This window comes from Nocardiopsis sp. iso_186, from assembly GCF_056173365.1.
Window position 1 is genome coordinate 397,600 of the sequence record NZ_CM149670.1, and the last position, 15,106, is coordinate 412,705.

Annotated in this window: 13 protein-coding genes; 7 read left to right on the plus strand and 6 right to left on the minus strand. The window is 70.4% G+C overall.

Features of this window, described 5'->3' with window-relative positions; all coding sequences use genetic code 11:
* Positions 1–54: 54 nt before the first annotated feature.
* Positions 55–1,113, plus strand: a complete 1,059-nt coding sequence (locus AC0VYP_RS01790; protein WP_475472188.1) for a carbohydrate kinase family protein — start codon at positions 55–57, stop codon at positions 1,111–1,113.
* Positions 1,114–1,270: 157 nt separating this feature from the next.
* On the opposite strand, the gene AC0VYP_RS01795 is transcribed toward AC0VYP_RS01790, so the two are convergent.
* The gene (locus tag AC0VYP_RS01795; RefSeq protein WP_475472189.1) at positions 1,271–1,882 is read right to left on the minus strand and encodes a superoxide dismutase family protein; all 612 of its coding nucleotides are present in this window, start codon (positions 1,880–1,882) and stop codon (positions 1,271–1,273) included.
* 412 nt (positions 1,883–2,294) lie between these two features.
* On the opposite strand from AC0VYP_RS01795, the gene AC0VYP_RS01800 reads away from it, so the two are divergent.
* From AC0VYP_RS01800 to ptsP, 6 genes are all read left to right on the plus strand, one after another.
* A complete protein-coding gene (locus tag AC0VYP_RS01800) occupies positions 2,295–3,056 on the plus strand; it encodes a DeoR/GlpR family DNA-binding transcription regulator (protein ID WP_285762023.1) in 762 nt (253 codons plus the stop codon).
* 191 nt (positions 3,057–3,247) lie between these two features.
* A complete protein-coding gene (gene mtlA, locus AC0VYP_RS01805; protein WP_475472190.1) occupies positions 3,248–4,342 on the plus strand; it encodes a mannitol-specific PTS transporter subunit IIC in 1,095 nt (364 codons plus the stop codon).
* A complete protein-coding gene (locus tag AC0VYP_RS01810; RefSeq protein WP_285760604.1) occupies positions 4,339–4,647 on the plus strand; it encodes a PTS sugar transporter subunit IIBC family protein in 309 nt (102 codons plus the stop codon). The genes mtlA and AC0VYP_RS01810 overlap by 4 nt, the downstream gene beginning before the upstream one ends.
* A complete protein-coding gene (locus AC0VYP_RS01815) occupies positions 4,637–5,080 on the plus strand; it encodes a PTS mannitol transporter subunit IIA (protein ID WP_285760605.1) in 444 nt (147 codons plus the stop codon). Before AC0VYP_RS01810 ends, AC0VYP_RS01815 begins: the two co-directional genes overlap by 11 nt.
* A 27-nt stretch (positions 5,081–5,107) precedes the next feature.
* Positions 5,108–6,148 carry a zinc-dependent dehydrogenase gene (locus tag AC0VYP_RS01820; RefSeq protein ID WP_475472191.1) on the plus strand — a complete coding sequence of 347 codons (1,041 nt, stop codon included), beginning with the start codon at positions 5,108–5,110 and terminating at the stop codon, positions 6,146–6,148.
* A 130-nt stretch (positions 6,149–6,278) separates the two neighbouring features.
* The gene (gene ptsP, locus AC0VYP_RS01825) at positions 6,279–7,982 is read left to right on the plus strand and encodes a phosphoenolpyruvate--protein phosphotransferase (protein WP_432707501.1); all 1,704 of its coding nucleotides are present in this window, start codon (positions 6,279–6,281) and stop codon (positions 7,980–7,982) included.
* A 113-nt stretch (positions 7,983–8,095) separates the two neighbouring features.
* Here the strand turns inward: ptsP and AC0VYP_RS01830 are convergent, their stop codons facing one another.
* The 5 genes from AC0VYP_RS01830 to AC0VYP_RS01850 all read right to left on the minus strand — a co-directional run bounded on the left by AC0VYP_RS01830 (position 8,096) and on the right by AC0VYP_RS01850 (position 14,976).
* The gene (locus tag AC0VYP_RS01830) at positions 8,096–8,740 is read right to left on the minus strand and encodes a class I SAM-dependent methyltransferase (RefSeq protein ID WP_475472192.1); all 645 of its coding nucleotides are present in this window, start codon (positions 8,738–8,740) and stop codon (positions 8,096–8,098) included.
* 233 nt (positions 8,741–8,973) lie between these two features.
* Positions 8,974–9,345, minus strand: coding sequence for an STAS domain-containing protein (locus AC0VYP_RS01835; protein WP_285760610.1), 372 nt, complete (start codon positions 9,343–9,345; stop codon positions 8,974–8,976).
* A 329-nt stretch (positions 9,346–9,674) separates the two neighbouring features.
* Positions 9,675–10,688 (minus strand): methylmalonyl Co-A mutase-associated GTPase MeaB, encoded by a 1,014-nt coding sequence (gene meaB, locus AC0VYP_RS01840; RefSeq protein ID WP_475472193.1) that lies wholly within the window; start codon positions 10,686–10,688, stop codon positions 9,675–9,677.
* A 182-nt stretch (positions 10,689–10,870) separates the two neighbouring features.
* Complete coding sequence (scpA, locus tag AC0VYP_RS01845; protein ID WP_285760612.1) at positions 10,871–13,093, minus strand: methylmalonyl-CoA mutase; 2,223 nt, start codon at positions 13,091–13,093, stop codon at positions 10,871–10,873.
* Entirely contained in the window at positions 13,090–14,976 is a 1,887-nt protein-coding gene (locus AC0VYP_RS01850; RefSeq protein WP_475472194.1) for a methylmalonyl-CoA mutase family protein, read from the minus strand. Before AC0VYP_RS01850 ends, scpA begins: the two co-directional genes overlap by 4 nt.
* Positions 14,977–15,106 lie beyond the last annotated feature (130 nt).

A 15,106-nucleotide genomic window follows, 5' to 3' on the forward strand; every position in this document is an offset into this window, starting at 1 on the left:
GCGGGAGACTACGCTTCAAGTCCTATCCGACCCCGGGAACGCGCAGGAGCCAGCATGGCCGTGGAAGAGGAAGTACCGGTTCGGGATCAGGCGACCGAGTACGACAAACTCGAATCGACCCCGATCGTCGGCGAGCACCGGGACATTCTCGCCGGGGCCCGCGAGCCCGACGGCCCGGCCATCGATCTCGCACTCAGCGGCACGGTCTTCTTCGACATCGTCCTCACGGGGCTGGCCGCCTCCCCCGCCAGCGGCACCGAGGTCGGCGCGGACGGCATGGGTTCCTGCCCCGGTGGCGTGGCCAACCTGGCCGTGGCGGCCTCCCGGCTGGGGTTGCGCACGGCGGTGGCGGCGGCCTTCGGCGAGGACGTGTACGGCGACTTCTGCTGGGAGACGCTGTCGGCGCAGGAGATGGTGGATCTTTCCGCGTCCAGGCGGATCGCCGACTGGCACTCCCCGTTCACGGTGTCCTTGGCCTACCGCGGCGACCGCAGCATGGTCACCCACGAGCACCCGTCCCCGGTCCCCGTCGCCGACATGGCCCGCCACCTGCCGCGGGCCAGGGCGGGTTTCGTCAGCCTCAGCGCCACGGGAGGGGTACCGGAGTGGGCGCTGGAGCAGGCCGCCCTGGGCACGCTGTTGTTCGCCGACGTCGGCTGGGACGACAGCCGCCAGTGGTCGCGTTCGGTGCTGGAGCAGTTGAGCCACTGCCACGCGTTCATGCCCAACGCGATCGAGGCGATGTCCTACACCCGCACCGGGAGCCCGGCCTCGGCGTTGTCCGCGCTGGCCGAGCACGTCCCGGTGGCGGTGGTCACCGACGGCCCGCGCGGTGCGCTGGCCGTTGACCAGACCACCGGGGAGCACGCCGCGGTCGAGGGGATCGTGCTGGACGCGGTGGACACCACCGGAGCAGGGGACGTGTTCGGGGCCGCGTTCATCGTGGGCACTCTGGCGGGGTGGCCGCTGGAGCAGCGGTTGCGGTTCGCCAACCTGTCGGCGTCGTTGTCGGTGCAGCACACCGGGGGCTCCCTGTCCGCGCCGGGGTGGGCCGACATCGCTGCCTGGTGGGGGCAGCTCCACGCCGCGCGCCACGACGCGGCGCAGCGTTGACTGGCAGCCGACTACGGGTTCCTCGGTGACCTGGTGCCGCTGCCCTGGCGTCCCACGGCGCAGCGCCGTGCCAGCGCCACCATCGGGTTGCGCCACTAGCCGGGTGCGGGTGCGCCGGAGCCGGTCGGCGCACCCGGGGCACAGCGGTGTGCGGCCGTCAGAGCGGAACCTGCACGCAGGCCAGTCGGTCGCCGGCGGTGCCGGCCTTGCCGGGTTCGGTGTGGGTGTGCTCGGCGTGGATGACGACGGACTGGGCCTCGCCGGGGCGCACCTTCCAGTTGACGTCGCTCTGCGCCGAGCCGCCGCCGTCCGCGTCGGTGTGCAGGTCCAGCCACACCTCGTTCTCCGGATTGGCGTAGGCGGGGTCGGTGGAGGGCTGGTTGGGGTCGGCCTTGTCCTGGTAGTGCGGACCGGAGTCGTTGGGGTCGGCGCCGCAAGGGGCGGTGTGCAGGTGGACCCCGTAGGCGCGGTCGGGCTCCAGCCCCTTGGCGATCAGTATGAACCGGGTTCCCTCCCCCTCAGGCTCCACCTCGATCTGCACGGAGGAGCCCTCGGGCACCGCCGGGTCGTAGGTGGACGCCTTGGCGGTGGAGTCATAGGTCTGGAAGACCTCCGACACCGAGACGGTCGGGGAGGCGCTCGCGTCAACCGGTGCCGCCGCTGTTGTCTCCTCCGCGTCCTGCATCAGCGATTCCTCGTCAACCGGCTGGCATCCCGCCAGGATCAGGACCGATGCGGCCGCGGACACGGCGGTTCGGGTGATGCGCACGGGGTTCTCCTCGGTTCGGCGACAGGCTCCGCGCGCAACGCTACCCAAGGTGTGCGGGTGAATACCCAGAGTGTCTAAAAAGTGGGCATGCTCGATGTGTGCTTGACGGCCGTCCCCGTTGTGGGCTTTGTGGGATCGCGGGCGGCCTTCGGTGCGGACAAAACCTGCCGCTTTCCGTTTCGTGGCACGGCGTGTCGGGCGATGGCCAGGGAGAGGCCCCGCTTGCTCCCGGGTTGGGTCGTGTGGCTTATCGTCCACTCAAGGTGACTTCGTGGTTGCGGATGGCGGACATTGGCTAGCTGAACCACAAAAAAACCACGTAAACACAAAAATAAGTTGCATCAGCCCTTGTGTGCCATGCGTCACCCTTCTAATATCAACCAAAACCACAGTGAAACACAGGTGATCCCACATGTACGCAGAAGAACGCCAACGGCTGATTCTCGAGCGTGCCCGCCGGGACGGCCGTGTTGACGTCGCATTGCTCGCCTCGGAGTTCGAGGTGACCTACGAGACGATCCGCCGCGACCTCACCGCTCTGGAGCGCCACGGCGTGCTGCGCCGGGTGCACGGAGGGGCGATACCGGTGGAACGGCTGGGGTTCGAGCCGACCCTGACCGTTCGGGACTCCGTGATGACCCAGGAGAAGGAGCGCATCGCCAAAGCGGCTCTCATGGAGCTGCCCGACGACGGTGCGATCCTGCTCGACGCCGGCTCCACCACGGGCCGTCTCGCCGAGCAGCTCCCCACCGACCGGGAACTCACGGTGGTTACCAACTCCCTGTCAATAGCGTTCACCCTCACCCCGCGCACCAACATCAACCTGATGCTGTTGGGCGGCCGGCTGCGGACCCGTACGCAGGCGACGGTGGACAGCTGGGCTCTCCAGGCGCTGGAGGAGACCTACGTAGACGTCGCCTTCATCGGTACCAACGGCGTCTCGGTGGAGCGCGGGCTGACCACGCCCGACACCGCCGAGGCCATGGTCAAACGGGCCATGATCCGCTCGTCCAGGCGTGCGGTTCTGCTCGCGGACCACACCAAGGTCGGCAACGACCACTTCACCAGGTTCGCCACCGTGGACGACTTCGACTGCCTGATCACCGACAACGGTCTGGCGGACGGACTCGCCGATGAGATCGGTGCGCTGGGTCCGAGGGTTGTCATGGTCTAAGCCCTCGAACCACCCGCTTGACGGAGCTCCCTGACCCCGGGCCCCACCCGCACACAACCGAACAGGGGCGAGGCACACAGCCCCGCCCCACCCCGCGGCGCCGACACCCCGAGCGCCGCCTCCCCACCGCAAGCAACGGCACGCCGATGGTTCTCCTCAGCGCTGCCTGAAAGCCTCCCAGGAGGTCGTAAGTGTCCACCTCAGAAGCCCCCTCGAAGTTCACCAACAGTCGGGCGGTGATTCAGCGTTTCGGCGGCCACCTCGCCGGCATGGTGATGCCCAACATCGGGGCGTTCATCGCCTGGGGCCTGATCACCGCGCTGTTCATCCCCACCGGCTGGTTCCCCAACGAGACCCTTGAGGCCCTCGTTGGACCGATGATCAACATCCTGCTCCCGGTCCTCATCGGTTACACCGGTGGACGCATGGTCCACGACCAGCGCGGCGCCGTGGTCGGCGCCATCGCCACCATGGGCATCGTGGTGGGCGCCGACATCCCGATGTTCCTGGGCGCCATGATCATCGGTCCGCTGGCGGCGTACCTGATGAAGCTGTTCGACGGCGTGGTGCAGCCGCGGATCAAGTCCGGCTTCGAGATGCTGGTCAACAACTTCAGCGCCGGCATCCTCGGCATGATCATGGCGATCGTCGGCCTGCTGGCCATCGGCCCCGTCGTGCAGGCGATCACCAAGGCGCTGGGCTCGGGCGTGCAGTTCCTGGTGGACCTGCAGGTGCTGCCGCTGGTCTCCATCATCGTGGAGCCCGCCAAGGTCCTCTTCCTCAACAACGCCATCAACCACGGCGTCTTCGGCCCGCTGGGCATCGCCTCGTCCGCCGAGACCGGCCAGGCCATCGAGTTCCTCATCGAGACCAACCCCGGCCCCGGCCTGGGCGTGCTGCTGGCCTGCTGGTTCTTCGGCCCCAAGATCAGCCGTGCCACCGCCCCGGGTGCGATCATCATCCACTTCTTCGGCGGCATCCACGAGATCTACTTCCCCTACATCCTGGCCCAGCCCAAGCTGATCCTCGCGGTGATCGCCGGCGGCATGGCGGGTGTGACCACCTTCATGATCTTCGGTGCCGGCCTGGTGGCCTCCCCCTCCCCGGGCAGCATCATCGCCCTGATGGCGGTTACGCCCAAGGGCGGACACCTGGGAGTCTTGGCGGGTGTCTTCGTGGCCACAGCGGTCTCCTTCGCCGTGGCCTCGCTCCTGCTCGGCTTCGGCCGCGCGGAGCGCGCCAAGGAGAAGGCTGAGAACGACAACTCGGAGGTTTCAGCAGCATGAGCAGCATCAACGGTTCTGACGTCAAGAAGGTCATCGTGGCCTGCGACGCGGGGATGGGCAGCAGCGTCCTGCTGACCTCCCAGCTGTCCAAGAGCCTTGCCCCCTACTCGGTCAAGGTCGCGCACGCCCCGGTCAACCGGATCCCCGACGACGCCGACGTGGTCCTGTGCCACACCGGTCTGGTGGACCGGGCCCGCGCCGGTGCCCCCGACAAGGTCGTCATCGGATTCCAGATGTTCCTGGGCGACCCGGCGTTCGCGCGGCTGGAGCAGGCGATCAAGGCCGGTGAGACGATTGCCGACTGACCTTTCGGTCGGTCCCGAGGCGGTGCGGCTGGACCGCACCGCCTCGGACAAGTCCGACGCCATCGACCAGTGCGGCCAGCTCCTGCTGGAGCTCGGCGCGGTCGAGCCCGGTTACCTGCCCGCCATGCACGAGCGCGAGCTGTCGATCCCCACCTACATCGGTGAGGGCGTCGCCATCCCGCACGGCACCGACGCCGCCCGCGCGTTGGTCAAGCACAGCGCGCTGGCCGTCATCCAGTTCCCCGACGGAGTGGACTGGGACGGCAACACCGTCACCGTGGCCATCGGCATCGCGGCCAGCGGCGAGGATCACGTGGGAGTGCTCTCGGCGCTGGCCACCGTCCTCACCGACCCCGCGAAGGCCGAGCGGCTGCGCACCGCGCCCGACGCGGCCACCGTGATCGACCTGCTCCGGCCGGTCCAGGCGAACTAGGCAGTACACAGAGAGAAGGCAGCACACATGTTGGTCGCCCGTTTCTACGCGCCCGGCGATGTCCGCATCGAAGACGCACCCGAGCCCGACGCCGGCCCCGGCGAGGTCAAGATCCGGGTCCGCAACTGCTCCACCTGCGGAACCGACGTCAAGATCCACCGGCACGGCCACCACCACATCTCGCCGCCGCGCGTCATCGGCCACGAGATCGCCGGTGAGGTCGTCGCCGCGGGCGAGGGTGTGGAGGGCTGGGCCGAGGGCGACCGCGTCCAGGTGATCGCCGCCATCCCGTGTGGCAAGTGCCCGGACTGTCAGCGCGGGTGGATGACCATCTGCCCCAACCAGGAGTCCATGGGCTACCAGTACGAGGGCGGTTTCGCCGAGTACATGATCGTCCCGGCCAAGGTCCTGGCCGTGGACGGTCTGAACCGCATTCCCGAGGGCGTGGGCTTCGACGAGGCATCCGTCGCCGAGCCGCTGGCCTGCGCCCTCAACGCCCAGGAGTTCGCCGGTGTGAGCAAGGGCGACACCGTCGTGGTCGTGGGCGCCGGCCCCATCGGCTGCCTGCACGTGCGCCTGGCCCGGGCACGCGGGGCCGAGAAGGTCTTCCTGGTCGAGCTCAACCGCGGCCGTCTGGACATGTCCGCCGACGTCGTCCACCCCGACGCCGCCATCTGCGGCGCCGAGGTTGACGCGGTCGAGGAGGTCAAGCGCCTCACCGACGGTCGTGGTGTGGACGTGGTCATCACCGCGGCCGCCTCCGGCAAGGCCCAGGAGGACGCCCTGCAGATGGTGGCGCGGCGCGGCCGCATCAGTTTCTTCGGTGGCCTGCCCAAGGACAAGCCGACCATCACGCTGGACTCCAACGTGGTGCACTACCGCGAGATCACCATCTACGGCGCCAACGGCTCCAGCCCCGACCACAACAAGCGCGCCCTGGAGCTGATCGCCTCCGGTCAGGTCCCGGTGTCCGACCTCATCACCCACCGCATGCCGCTGTCCGATGTGCTCACCGCCATCGAGACCGTGGCCTCCGGCACGGCCATCAAGGTAACGATCGAGCCGTGACCATCGAGCCGTGACCATGCCATCCGCCCCCGCCCCCGCCCGCGCGGCGGGGGCGCCTGGAACGACAGAGGGAACAGGGATCATGTCGCAGAGCACGCCCGAAGCGACCGTGCAGGCCGAGGAGACAGCGGTGTCGCAGACGCATCCGGAGCCCGCCGAGGGCGAGACTCAGACGATCACCGGGACCCCCGGCAGCCCCGGAAGCGCGGTCGCCCCGGTGGCGGTGCTGGCCGCGCCTCCGGCGCTCCCGGAGCAGCGGCCCGAGGTGACCGACACCGCAGCCGAGACCGACCGCGCCCACGCGGCGCTGGAGCAGGTCGCGGTGGGTCTTGAGACCCGGGCGGCCGGCAGCGGGCCCGAAGCGGCCGCGGTGCTGGGCGCCCAGGCGCTCATGGCACGCGACCCGCAGCTGGGCACCAACATCGCCAAGGAGATCGGCGAGGGTGTTCCGGCCGCCTGGGCTGTGCACAGCGCGGTGGCCGGTTACCAGGACCTCCTGCGCGCGGCCGGCGGCTACCTGGCCGAGCGTGCGGCGGACCTGGCGGACATCCGCGACCGCACGGTGGCCGTGCTGCTGGGCGTCCCGATGCCGGGGCTGCCCGACCCGGGGCACCCCTACGTCCTGGTCGCCGACGACCTGGCGCCCGCTGACACCGCTCAGCTGGACCCCGCCAAGGTTCTGGCGATCGTCACCAGGCGAGGCGGCCCCACCAGCCACACCGTGATCCTGGCGCGCTCGTTGGGCATCCCCGCGGTCATCGCCTGCGGTCGGGCCGGGGAGCTCACCGACGGCGTCGAGGTCGCGGTGGACGGCGATCGGGGAGAGGTCGTCCTCAACCCGACAGCGACCCAGGTCGCCGCCGCGGTCGAGCGCGCCGAGCGTCGGCAGAAGATCCTCGCGCACAGCAGTGGCGCCGGGCGCACCGAGGACGGTGTGGCGGTGAAACTGCTGCTCAACGTCGGAGCGGAGGACCCTGGCGAGTCCGCCGCGCACGACTGCGAGGGTGTGGGCCTGCTGCGCACCGAGTTCCTGTTCCTGGACCGCGACACCGAGCCCACCCCCGATGAGCAGTACGAGAGCTACGCGCGGTTGTTCCGGGCCTTCGGGGACCGGATCATCACCGTGCGCACCCTCGACGCGGGCTCGGACAAGCCCTTGGCCTTCGTGGCGCAGGGCGAGGAGCCCAACCCTGCTCTCGGGGTGCGGGGTTTCCGCACGGCACGGGCACTGCCCGGCCTGCTGGAGCGTCAGCTCGCGGCGATCGCGCGGGCCGCGTCCGACACCGGTGCCCACGTGCGGGTCATGGCACCGATGATCTCCACGCCTGCCGAGGCCGCGGAGTTCGCGGAGCTCGCCCGCGCGGCCGGCCTCGCCGAGGTCGGCGTCATGATCGAGGTTCCCGGTGCGGCCCTCCTGGCCCGCCAGGTTCTCGACCGGGTGGACTTCGTCTCGATCGGGACCAACGACCTCGCCCAGTACACCCTGGCCACCGACCGGATGCTGGACTCGTTGCCGGATCTGCTGGACCCGTGGCAGCCGGGGCTGTTGCGGCTGATCCAGGAGGTCGGAACCGCCGGTGTCGCCACGGACAAGCCCGTGGGCGTGTGCGGCGAGGCGGCCGCCGACCCGCTGCTTGCCCTGGTCCTGGTCGGGTTGGGGGTGAGCAGCCTGTCGATGTCGGCTCCGTCCCTTGCGGCGGTCCGCTACGCCCTGGCCCGGCACACCCTCGCCGACTGCCGTGACCTCGCCGAGCTCGCTTTGGCCGCGGCCGGTCCGGCTCAGGCCCGCGACGCAGTGCGTGGCGCGGCCGACGACGAGGTCGCCGGTCTCTGACCCACGTATGCCGTTGGATGCGGCCCTCACCGTCTTCACGACGGTGGGGGCCGCCGGCGTTGGGGACCCGCATCGAGGGTGTCGCGCGTGCTTTCGTGGCCCGGCCCGGGGGCTCAGGTGGAGCGGGGAGCCCGGTAGGTCAGGAGGTAGCGCCAGAACAACAGGCGGCGCACCCTCGCGCCGGGGAGGTGCGCGGCGGCGACGGCCCGGACACGGGGCAGCGTCGTCTCAGGATCGAGCACCGGCATGGCAGGGCCGCCGGCACGGTCGGGATCGACGACCCCGGACACGGCGCGGCCCACCGCCAGTCCCGCGCCCGTCGTCCACTGGGGGATCAGCGCTGCGACGGAGGCGGCGGTGTCGCCGATGCCGTTCGACCGGTAGAGACCGCACACCGCCAGAACCCCGCCGGGGGCCAGCATCGAGCGCAGCCGCGCGGTGGACTCGGCCAGCGGCATGTGGTGGATGCTGGCGATGGCGGCGATGAAGTCGTAGCCGTGTGGATCGGGGACGAAACGGGCCAGTCCGGCCACGCTGTAGTGGATGGCGAGCCGGGGCGGTGTGCGCTCGCGTGCGGTGGCCACCATCTCCGCTGACGCGTCGAACGCGTCCACCTGGTCCACGTGCCGGGCGAGGCGCCGGGCGAAGCGCCCTGATCCGCACCCCACGTCCAGCGCGCGCACGGCGCCGACGGGGACATGGCGCAGCAGCAGGGGGTGGTAGTGGGAGTTGTGGCTCCAACTCAGGTCGAAGGGCACGTGGACCTTTCGGGTGCGTGCTCCGGGAGGACGCACCCGCCGGGCGGTGCCGGACAAGCGAACCGGTGGGGTCACGACCCCACCGGTTCGATGGCTGTCGCGTGCGCGCCGGTGCGGAGCCGGTGCCGCTCAGGCGGGGGCCGAAGCGGTGGAGTCGGCGGGGCCGGTCTGTTCTGGGGCGGCGCGGTCGCGGGAATCGGGGTTTGGGTCGGTCCGGCCCCTTGGCGGTGCGGTTATCCGGCTTCCTTCTTGGCTTCGAGCGCCTCCATCGCGATGAGGGCTGCCGAGACCGTCCGGTGGACCGGTACCTGGCGGTGCAGGCCGACCAGGCGGATGACCTTGGTGACCCGCTCGTTCGGAGCGGCCAACGCGAGACTGCCCCCGCGTTCCCGAACCAGTCGGTAGGCGTTGATGACCGCATTGAGTCCGCTTGAGTCCATGAACTCCAATGCGGAGAAATCAAGGATCAGCCACGGCCCGTGCGCGTCGATAGCGTTTTGGACGTTCTCGCGGAGGTCGCCAGCGGTCGCGATGTCGAGTTCGCCCTCGACGGAAACGATCACACTGTGGTTCTCGACCCGAGTGCTCACCCCAAGTCTGTGCACGTTCACTCCTCCCCAGCCCCACGTACGTATGAGGGTCCCCTCGTGGCAACCATAACCAGCAATGGAGAACCGGTGACTCCCGCACGGCGCGGTCCCTGTTCACGCCGACGCGTCCGCTGCCGGACGGCCTCCATCCTCCACCGACAGGCCGCGGACCCACTCCCCGGTACCACTTGGCCACCCTTAGGGCTTTGGACACACACGGTATTAGGCGAATCGCCCCTCGGGAATGGCGAACCGGTAGAAATTTTCGCCCGCCGGTCACAAAACCGGTTGGGAAGTGCGGTGTTCTGGGGGCGTATGGGTGTTCAATGCCCCGGATTCCGCCATTACGGTTCGGCTTCGACAGTGGTTTGGTTCGCGCCACTGAAGGCGCTGAGTAGTCGTTCGGCGGCCAACGTGGCGGTGATCTCCCCGTCACGCACCGTCGTTTCCAGATCCGGTGCGAGCGCGCGGACCGCGGGGTCGGTGCGCAACCGGTGCAGCAGCCGGTCCCGGACCTGCGCCCACATCCAGTTGACCTGCTGGGTGGCGCGGCGCGTCGCCAGCTCACCGGCGTCCTCCAACGCCGTACGGTGCGCCAGCACCTGCTCCCATACGGCATCGAGCCCGGTCCCCTCCAGGCCACTACAGGTCAGCACGGGGGGCGTCCATGACGGGCTGACCGGCTGCAACAGGTGCAGCGCGCGAGACAGTTCGCGCGCGGCCTTGCGGGCGTCCGCCTCGTGCGGGCCGTCGGCCTTGTTCACCGCGACCACGTCCACCAGTTCCAGGACGCCTTTCTTGATCCCCTGCAACTGGTCCCCGGTACGCGCCAGGGTCAGGAACAGGAAGCAGTCCACCATGGCGGCCACCGCCACTTCCGACTGGCCGACGCCCACCGTCTCCACCAGTACGACGTCGAATCCGGCGGCCTCCATGAGGACCATGGTCTCCCGGGTGGCCCGCGCCACCCCGCCGAGCGTCCCGGCTGTGGGGGAGGGACGCACGAACGCGTTGGGGTCCACCGCCAGGCGCGCCATCCGGGTCTTGTCCCCCAGGATGCTGCCGCCGCTGCGAGTGGAGGAAGGGTCCACCGCCAGCACCGCGACCCGGTGCCCGTCACCGGTCAGCCTCGTGCCGAGGGTGTCGATGAAGGTGGACTTGCCCACGCCGGGCACCCCGGTGACGCCGACCCGGTGCGCGGCCCCGCTGTGCGGGAGCAATCGCACCAGGAGCTCCTGGGCCAGCGCGGCGTGGTCGGCGCGTCGCGACTCCACCAGGGTGATGGCCCGCGCCAGGGTGGGGCGGTGCCCCGCGAGGACGCCCTCGGCGTAGGTGTCGATGTCGATGGATGTGGCCATGTCTTCTCTTCCGCCTACGCCGGATCGTCGCCTGGACGCGGGAACGTCCCCGGACCCGGGGGCCGCCTTGGGGTGAGGGAGGACCGTGTGCGCCCACCCGCCATCAGACCAGGTCCGCGCAGGAGTCTGGCGCACCGGGCCCGGTGGCCGTGGACAACGGGATGGCCGCGCAGCGGAACCTCCTAGTGGCCGAGTCGTTCGCCGAGGGTGCCGAGCAGGTCCAGCGCGGCCTCGGAGATGACCGTGCCCGGCGGGAAGATCGCCGAGGCCCCCGCCGCGCGCAGGGCGTCGAAGTCCGCGGGCGGGATGACGCCGCCGACCACGATCATGATGTCGGGGCGGCCCAGCCCCGTCAGTTCCTCGCGCAGCGCCGGCACCAGCGTCAGGTGCCCCGCAGCCAGCGACGACACCCCGACGATGTGCACGTCGGCCTCCACCGCCTGGACCGCGACCTCCGCGGGGGTCTGGAACAGCGGGCCCACGTCCACGTCGAAGCCGAGATCGGCGAAGGCCGTCGCGATGACCTTCTGCCCCCGGTCGTGGCCGTCCTGACCCATCTTCGCGACCAGGATGCGGGGACGGCGCCCCTCCGCCTCCTCGAACTCCACTACTCGCGCCGCGACCGCGTCCATGGTCGCCGTCCCCCCGCTCGAAGAACCCGCCTCGTCCCGGTACACCCCTGAAATGGTACGGATCTGCCCGGAGTGGCGACCGAACACCTTTTCCATCGCGTCGGAGATCTCCCCGACCGTCGCGTAGGCCCGCGCGGCGTCCACCGCGTGGGCCAGCAGGTTGTTCTCCAGCGTCGTTCCGTCGGAGGCGGCTCCCGCCGCATTGGTCAGCCGCTCCAGTGCCGCACGGGTCGCGTCCTCGTCGCGCTCCTCGCGCAGCCGCCGCAGCTTGTCCAACTGCTCGGCGCGCACCCGGCTGTTCTCGACCTTCAACACGTCGATCTCGTCGTCGTGGTCGGGACGGTACTTGTTGACGCCGATGACCGGTTGGCGACCCGAGTCGATCCGGGCCTGGGTGCGCGCCGCGGCCTCCTCGATCCGCATCTTGGGGATGCCGGCGTCGATCGCCTTGGCCATCCCGCCGGCCTCCTCCACCTCGCGGATGTGGCCCCAGGCACGCGCGGCCAGCTCGTAGGTCAGGCGTTCGACGTAGTCGCTGCCGCCCCACGGGTCGATCACCCGCGTGGTGCCCGACTCCTGCTGCAGCAACAGCTGGGTGTTGCGCGCGATACGCGCGGAGAAGTCCGTGGGCAGCGCCAGCGCCTCGTCCAGGGCGTTGGTGTGCAGCGACTGGGTGTGGCCCTGGGTCGCGGCCATCGCCTCCACACAGGTGCGCACCACGTTGTTGAAGACGTCCTGGGCGGTCAGCGACCAGCCCGAGGTCTGGGAGTGCGTGCGCAGGCTCAGCGACTTGGTGTTGGCGGGTGCGAAGCCGTTGACGAGCCTGGCCCACAGCAGCCGCGCCGCGCGCAGCTTGGCGACCTCCATGAAGAAGTTCATCCCGATCGCCCAGAAGAACGACAGCCGCGGCGCGAAGGAGTCCACGTCCAGCCCGGCCGCGCGGCCGGCCCGGATGTACTCCACGCCGTCGGCCAGTGTGTAGGCCAGTTCCAGGTCGGCGGTGGCCCCGGCCTCCTGCATGTGGTAGCCGGAAATGGAGATGGAGTTGTAGCGCGGCATCTTCTGCGAGGTGAAGGCGAAGATGTCGGAGATGATCCGCATGGAGGGCTGCGGGGGGTAGATGTAGGTGTTGCGGACCATGAACTCCTTGAGGATGTCGTTCTGGATGGTTCCCGAGAGTTTGTCCGCGCTCACCCCCTGCTCCTCGGCGGCCACGATGTACAGCGCCAGCACCGGCAGCACCGCGCCGTTCATCGTCATCGACACGCTCATCCGATCCAAGGGGATGCCGTCGAAGAGCCGACGCATGTCGTAGATGGAGTCGATGGCCACCCCGGCCATGCCCACGTCGCCCGACACCCGCGGGTGGTCGGAGTCGTAGCCGCGGTGCGTCGCCAGGTCGAAGGCCACCGACAGGCCCTTCTGCCCCGCGGCGAGGTTCCTTCGGTAGAAGGCGTTGGACTCCTCGGCGGTGGAGAAGCCCGCGTACTGGCGGATCGTCCACGGCTGGTTGACGTACATCGTCGGATAGGGGCCCCGTAGGAACGGTGCGATTCCCGGATAGGTGCCCACGAAGTCCAGCCCGGCGCGGTCGGCGCGGGTGTACAGCGGTCGGACACCGATGCCCTCCGGGGTCTCCCACACCAGGGCATCGGGCCCCTTGCCGGTGGCCGCCGCCAGTGCCTCGCGCCACTGCCCGCTCAGCGCAGGACTGTCGCAGACCGGGAGGGCGCCGCCCTCGACCGCGGCGAAGTTCGGGATGTTCGCGCTCATCGCGCCGCCCCCAGGGTGTCGTTGAGTCGTGTCAACAGGGTGAGTGCGTCGCAACCGGCGAAGACGAAACCGTCCACCCCGGCCCGTTCCAGCTCCGCGGACCGTTTTCCGGCGAGCAGCACCTGCTCGGCGCCGGCCGCCTTCAACGCGGCGGCCGCATCGGCTGCGTGCTCCGCGTAGACCTTGTCGCTCGAGCAGAGGCAGGCGATGCGCGCGCCGCTGGCGGTGAAGGCGGCGGCCACCGCCTCAGGCCCCTCGGCGCCGCCCCCGGGGGTGGTCGCGATCCCGCCCGCCTGGAACAGGTTGGCGGCGAAGGTGGCCCGGGCCGTGTGGGCGGCCACCGGTCCGAGCGTCGCGAGGAAGACGTGCGGTCGCGCACCGGTTGCCGCGAGTACGGCGTCGGAGCGATCGCGCAGCGCCTCGTAGTCCTCGGCGTAGCGGTGGACGGGCAGCGCACCCGGTGCGGCAGGTGCGGAAGGTGCGGCCGGACGGACCAGCGGCTTCTCGGCCAGGTTGGGAAATTCGCTCACCCCGGTCAGCGGATCGCGTCGGTGCGCCAGGTTGGCCCGGCGTCGCTCCCAGACCTCCCGTACCCGTTCGGCCACCACCCCGTCCGCCAACGCCGTTGCGGCGCCGCCGGCGCCCTCAAGTTCACGCAGGAACGCCCACCCGTGCTCGTAGAGGTCCGCGGTGAGGCGCTCCACGTAGAACGAGCCACCGGCGGGGTCGATCACCCTCGCCACGTGCGACTCCTCCACCAGCAGCGCCTGGGTGTTGCGGGCGATGCGCCGGGACAGGCCGTCGGGCAGTCCCACTGCCGTGTCGAAGGGCAGCACCGTGATCGCGTCGGCGCCGCCGGCGCCCGCACCGAAGCAGGCCAGTGTGGTGCGCAGCATGTTCACGTAAGGGTCCCGCCGCGTCATCATCGCCGCCGAGGTGACCGCGTGCTGGCGCATCCCCCGGTGGTGCGGTGCCAGGCCGCACACCTCGGTGACCCGGTTCCACATGGCGCGTGCGGCCCGCAACTTGGCGATGGTCAGGAACTGGTCCGCCGTCGCGGCGAAGCGGAACTCGATCCGGGAGGCGGCATCGGCCGTGCTCAGCCCGGCATCGGTGAGGGCCCGCAGGTAGGCGACACCCGCGGCCACGGCCGCGCCCAGTTCCTGGGCCTCCGAGCCGCCCGCGTCGTGGACGGGTGTCCCGTCGGCCACCATCAGCCGCAGGGTCGGGTAGCGGGCGGCGTAGGGTGCCGCCAACCCCGCGGCCTCCGCGACCTCGGCCCGGCCACCGGTGCGCGCGGCGGTCCCCAAGGGGTCGATGCCAAGGCAGCCGCCCACAGCGCTGTCGGGAACGCGGCGGTCGGAGTGCGCCTGGAGCAGGGCCCGCGCTGCCGCCTCGTAATCGGTTCCGGCGTCCAGGGTGACAGGGGCGAGGTCGAGGTAGACGTCGGCGAGGACCTCACCGATGTGCTCCGTGGCGACCCCGGCGGCGCCCGTGGCCAGCCAGAGGGAGGTGACGCCGTTCTCCAGGTCGGCCATTACCGCCTTGCGGGTGGCGGCGGGGTCGGGATCGGCGTGACGCTGGCGGACGTCCCAGCCGTTGGGCACCGCACCCTGCGGCCGTGAGCCGCGGGTGAACGGTGCCAGGCCGGGGAAGCCGGAGTCGAGGCCGTCGTCCCCGGTGTAGAGCGGTCGGATCGTGATCCGGTCGTAGGTGGTCGAGTTGAGCAGGTCCTCGGGAGAACGGGCGGAGTCGGGGTCGGCCCCGCTCTTGCGCAGCACCCCCGCCACCAACTCGCGCCACTGCCCGGGATCGGCCGAGGGGAACTCGGCTGCCAGGGCCAGTGCCTCGGGTGCGGTGGCTGCGTTCTCCGGCACACTCATAGCCGAAAGCGTAGAGAACGCCGTTCGGTATCGGGTCCACCAGGGTGCACAAAATTTTCGTTCCCGAGCTGGTGCACCCTGCCAGTGACCGGGCCGGGACCGAAAGTGCCCCGGGTGACGGACCGCGTCC

Coding starts and splice junctions, on each gene's coding strand:
- AC0VYP_RS01790 (WP_475472188.1), top strand. CDS start 55: ATGGCCGTGGAAGAGGAAGTACCGGTTCGGGATCAGGCGACCGAGTAC.
- AC0VYP_RS01800 (WP_285762023.1), top strand. CDS start 2,295: ATGTACGCAGAAGAACGCCAACGGCTGATTCTCGAGCGTGCCCGCCGG.
- AC0VYP_RS01810 (WP_285760604.1), top strand. CDS start 4,339: ATGAGCAGCATCAACGGTTCTGACGTCAAGAAGGTCATCGTGGCCTGC.
- AC0VYP_RS01820 (WP_475472191.1), top strand. CDS start 5,108: ATGTTGGTCGCCCGTTTCTACGCGCCCGGCGATGTCCGCATCGAAGAC.
- meaB (WP_475472193.1), bottom strand. CDS start 10,688: ATGGCCACATCCATCGACATCGACACCTACGCCGAGGGCGTCCTCGCG.
- scpA (WP_285760612.1), bottom strand. CDS start 13,093: ATGAGCGCGAACATCCCGAACTTCGCCGCGGTCGAGGGCGGCGCCCTC.
- AC0VYP_RS01850 (WP_475472194.1), bottom strand. CDS start 14,976: ATGAGTGTGCCGGAGAACGCAGCCACCGCACCCGAGGCACTGGCCCTG.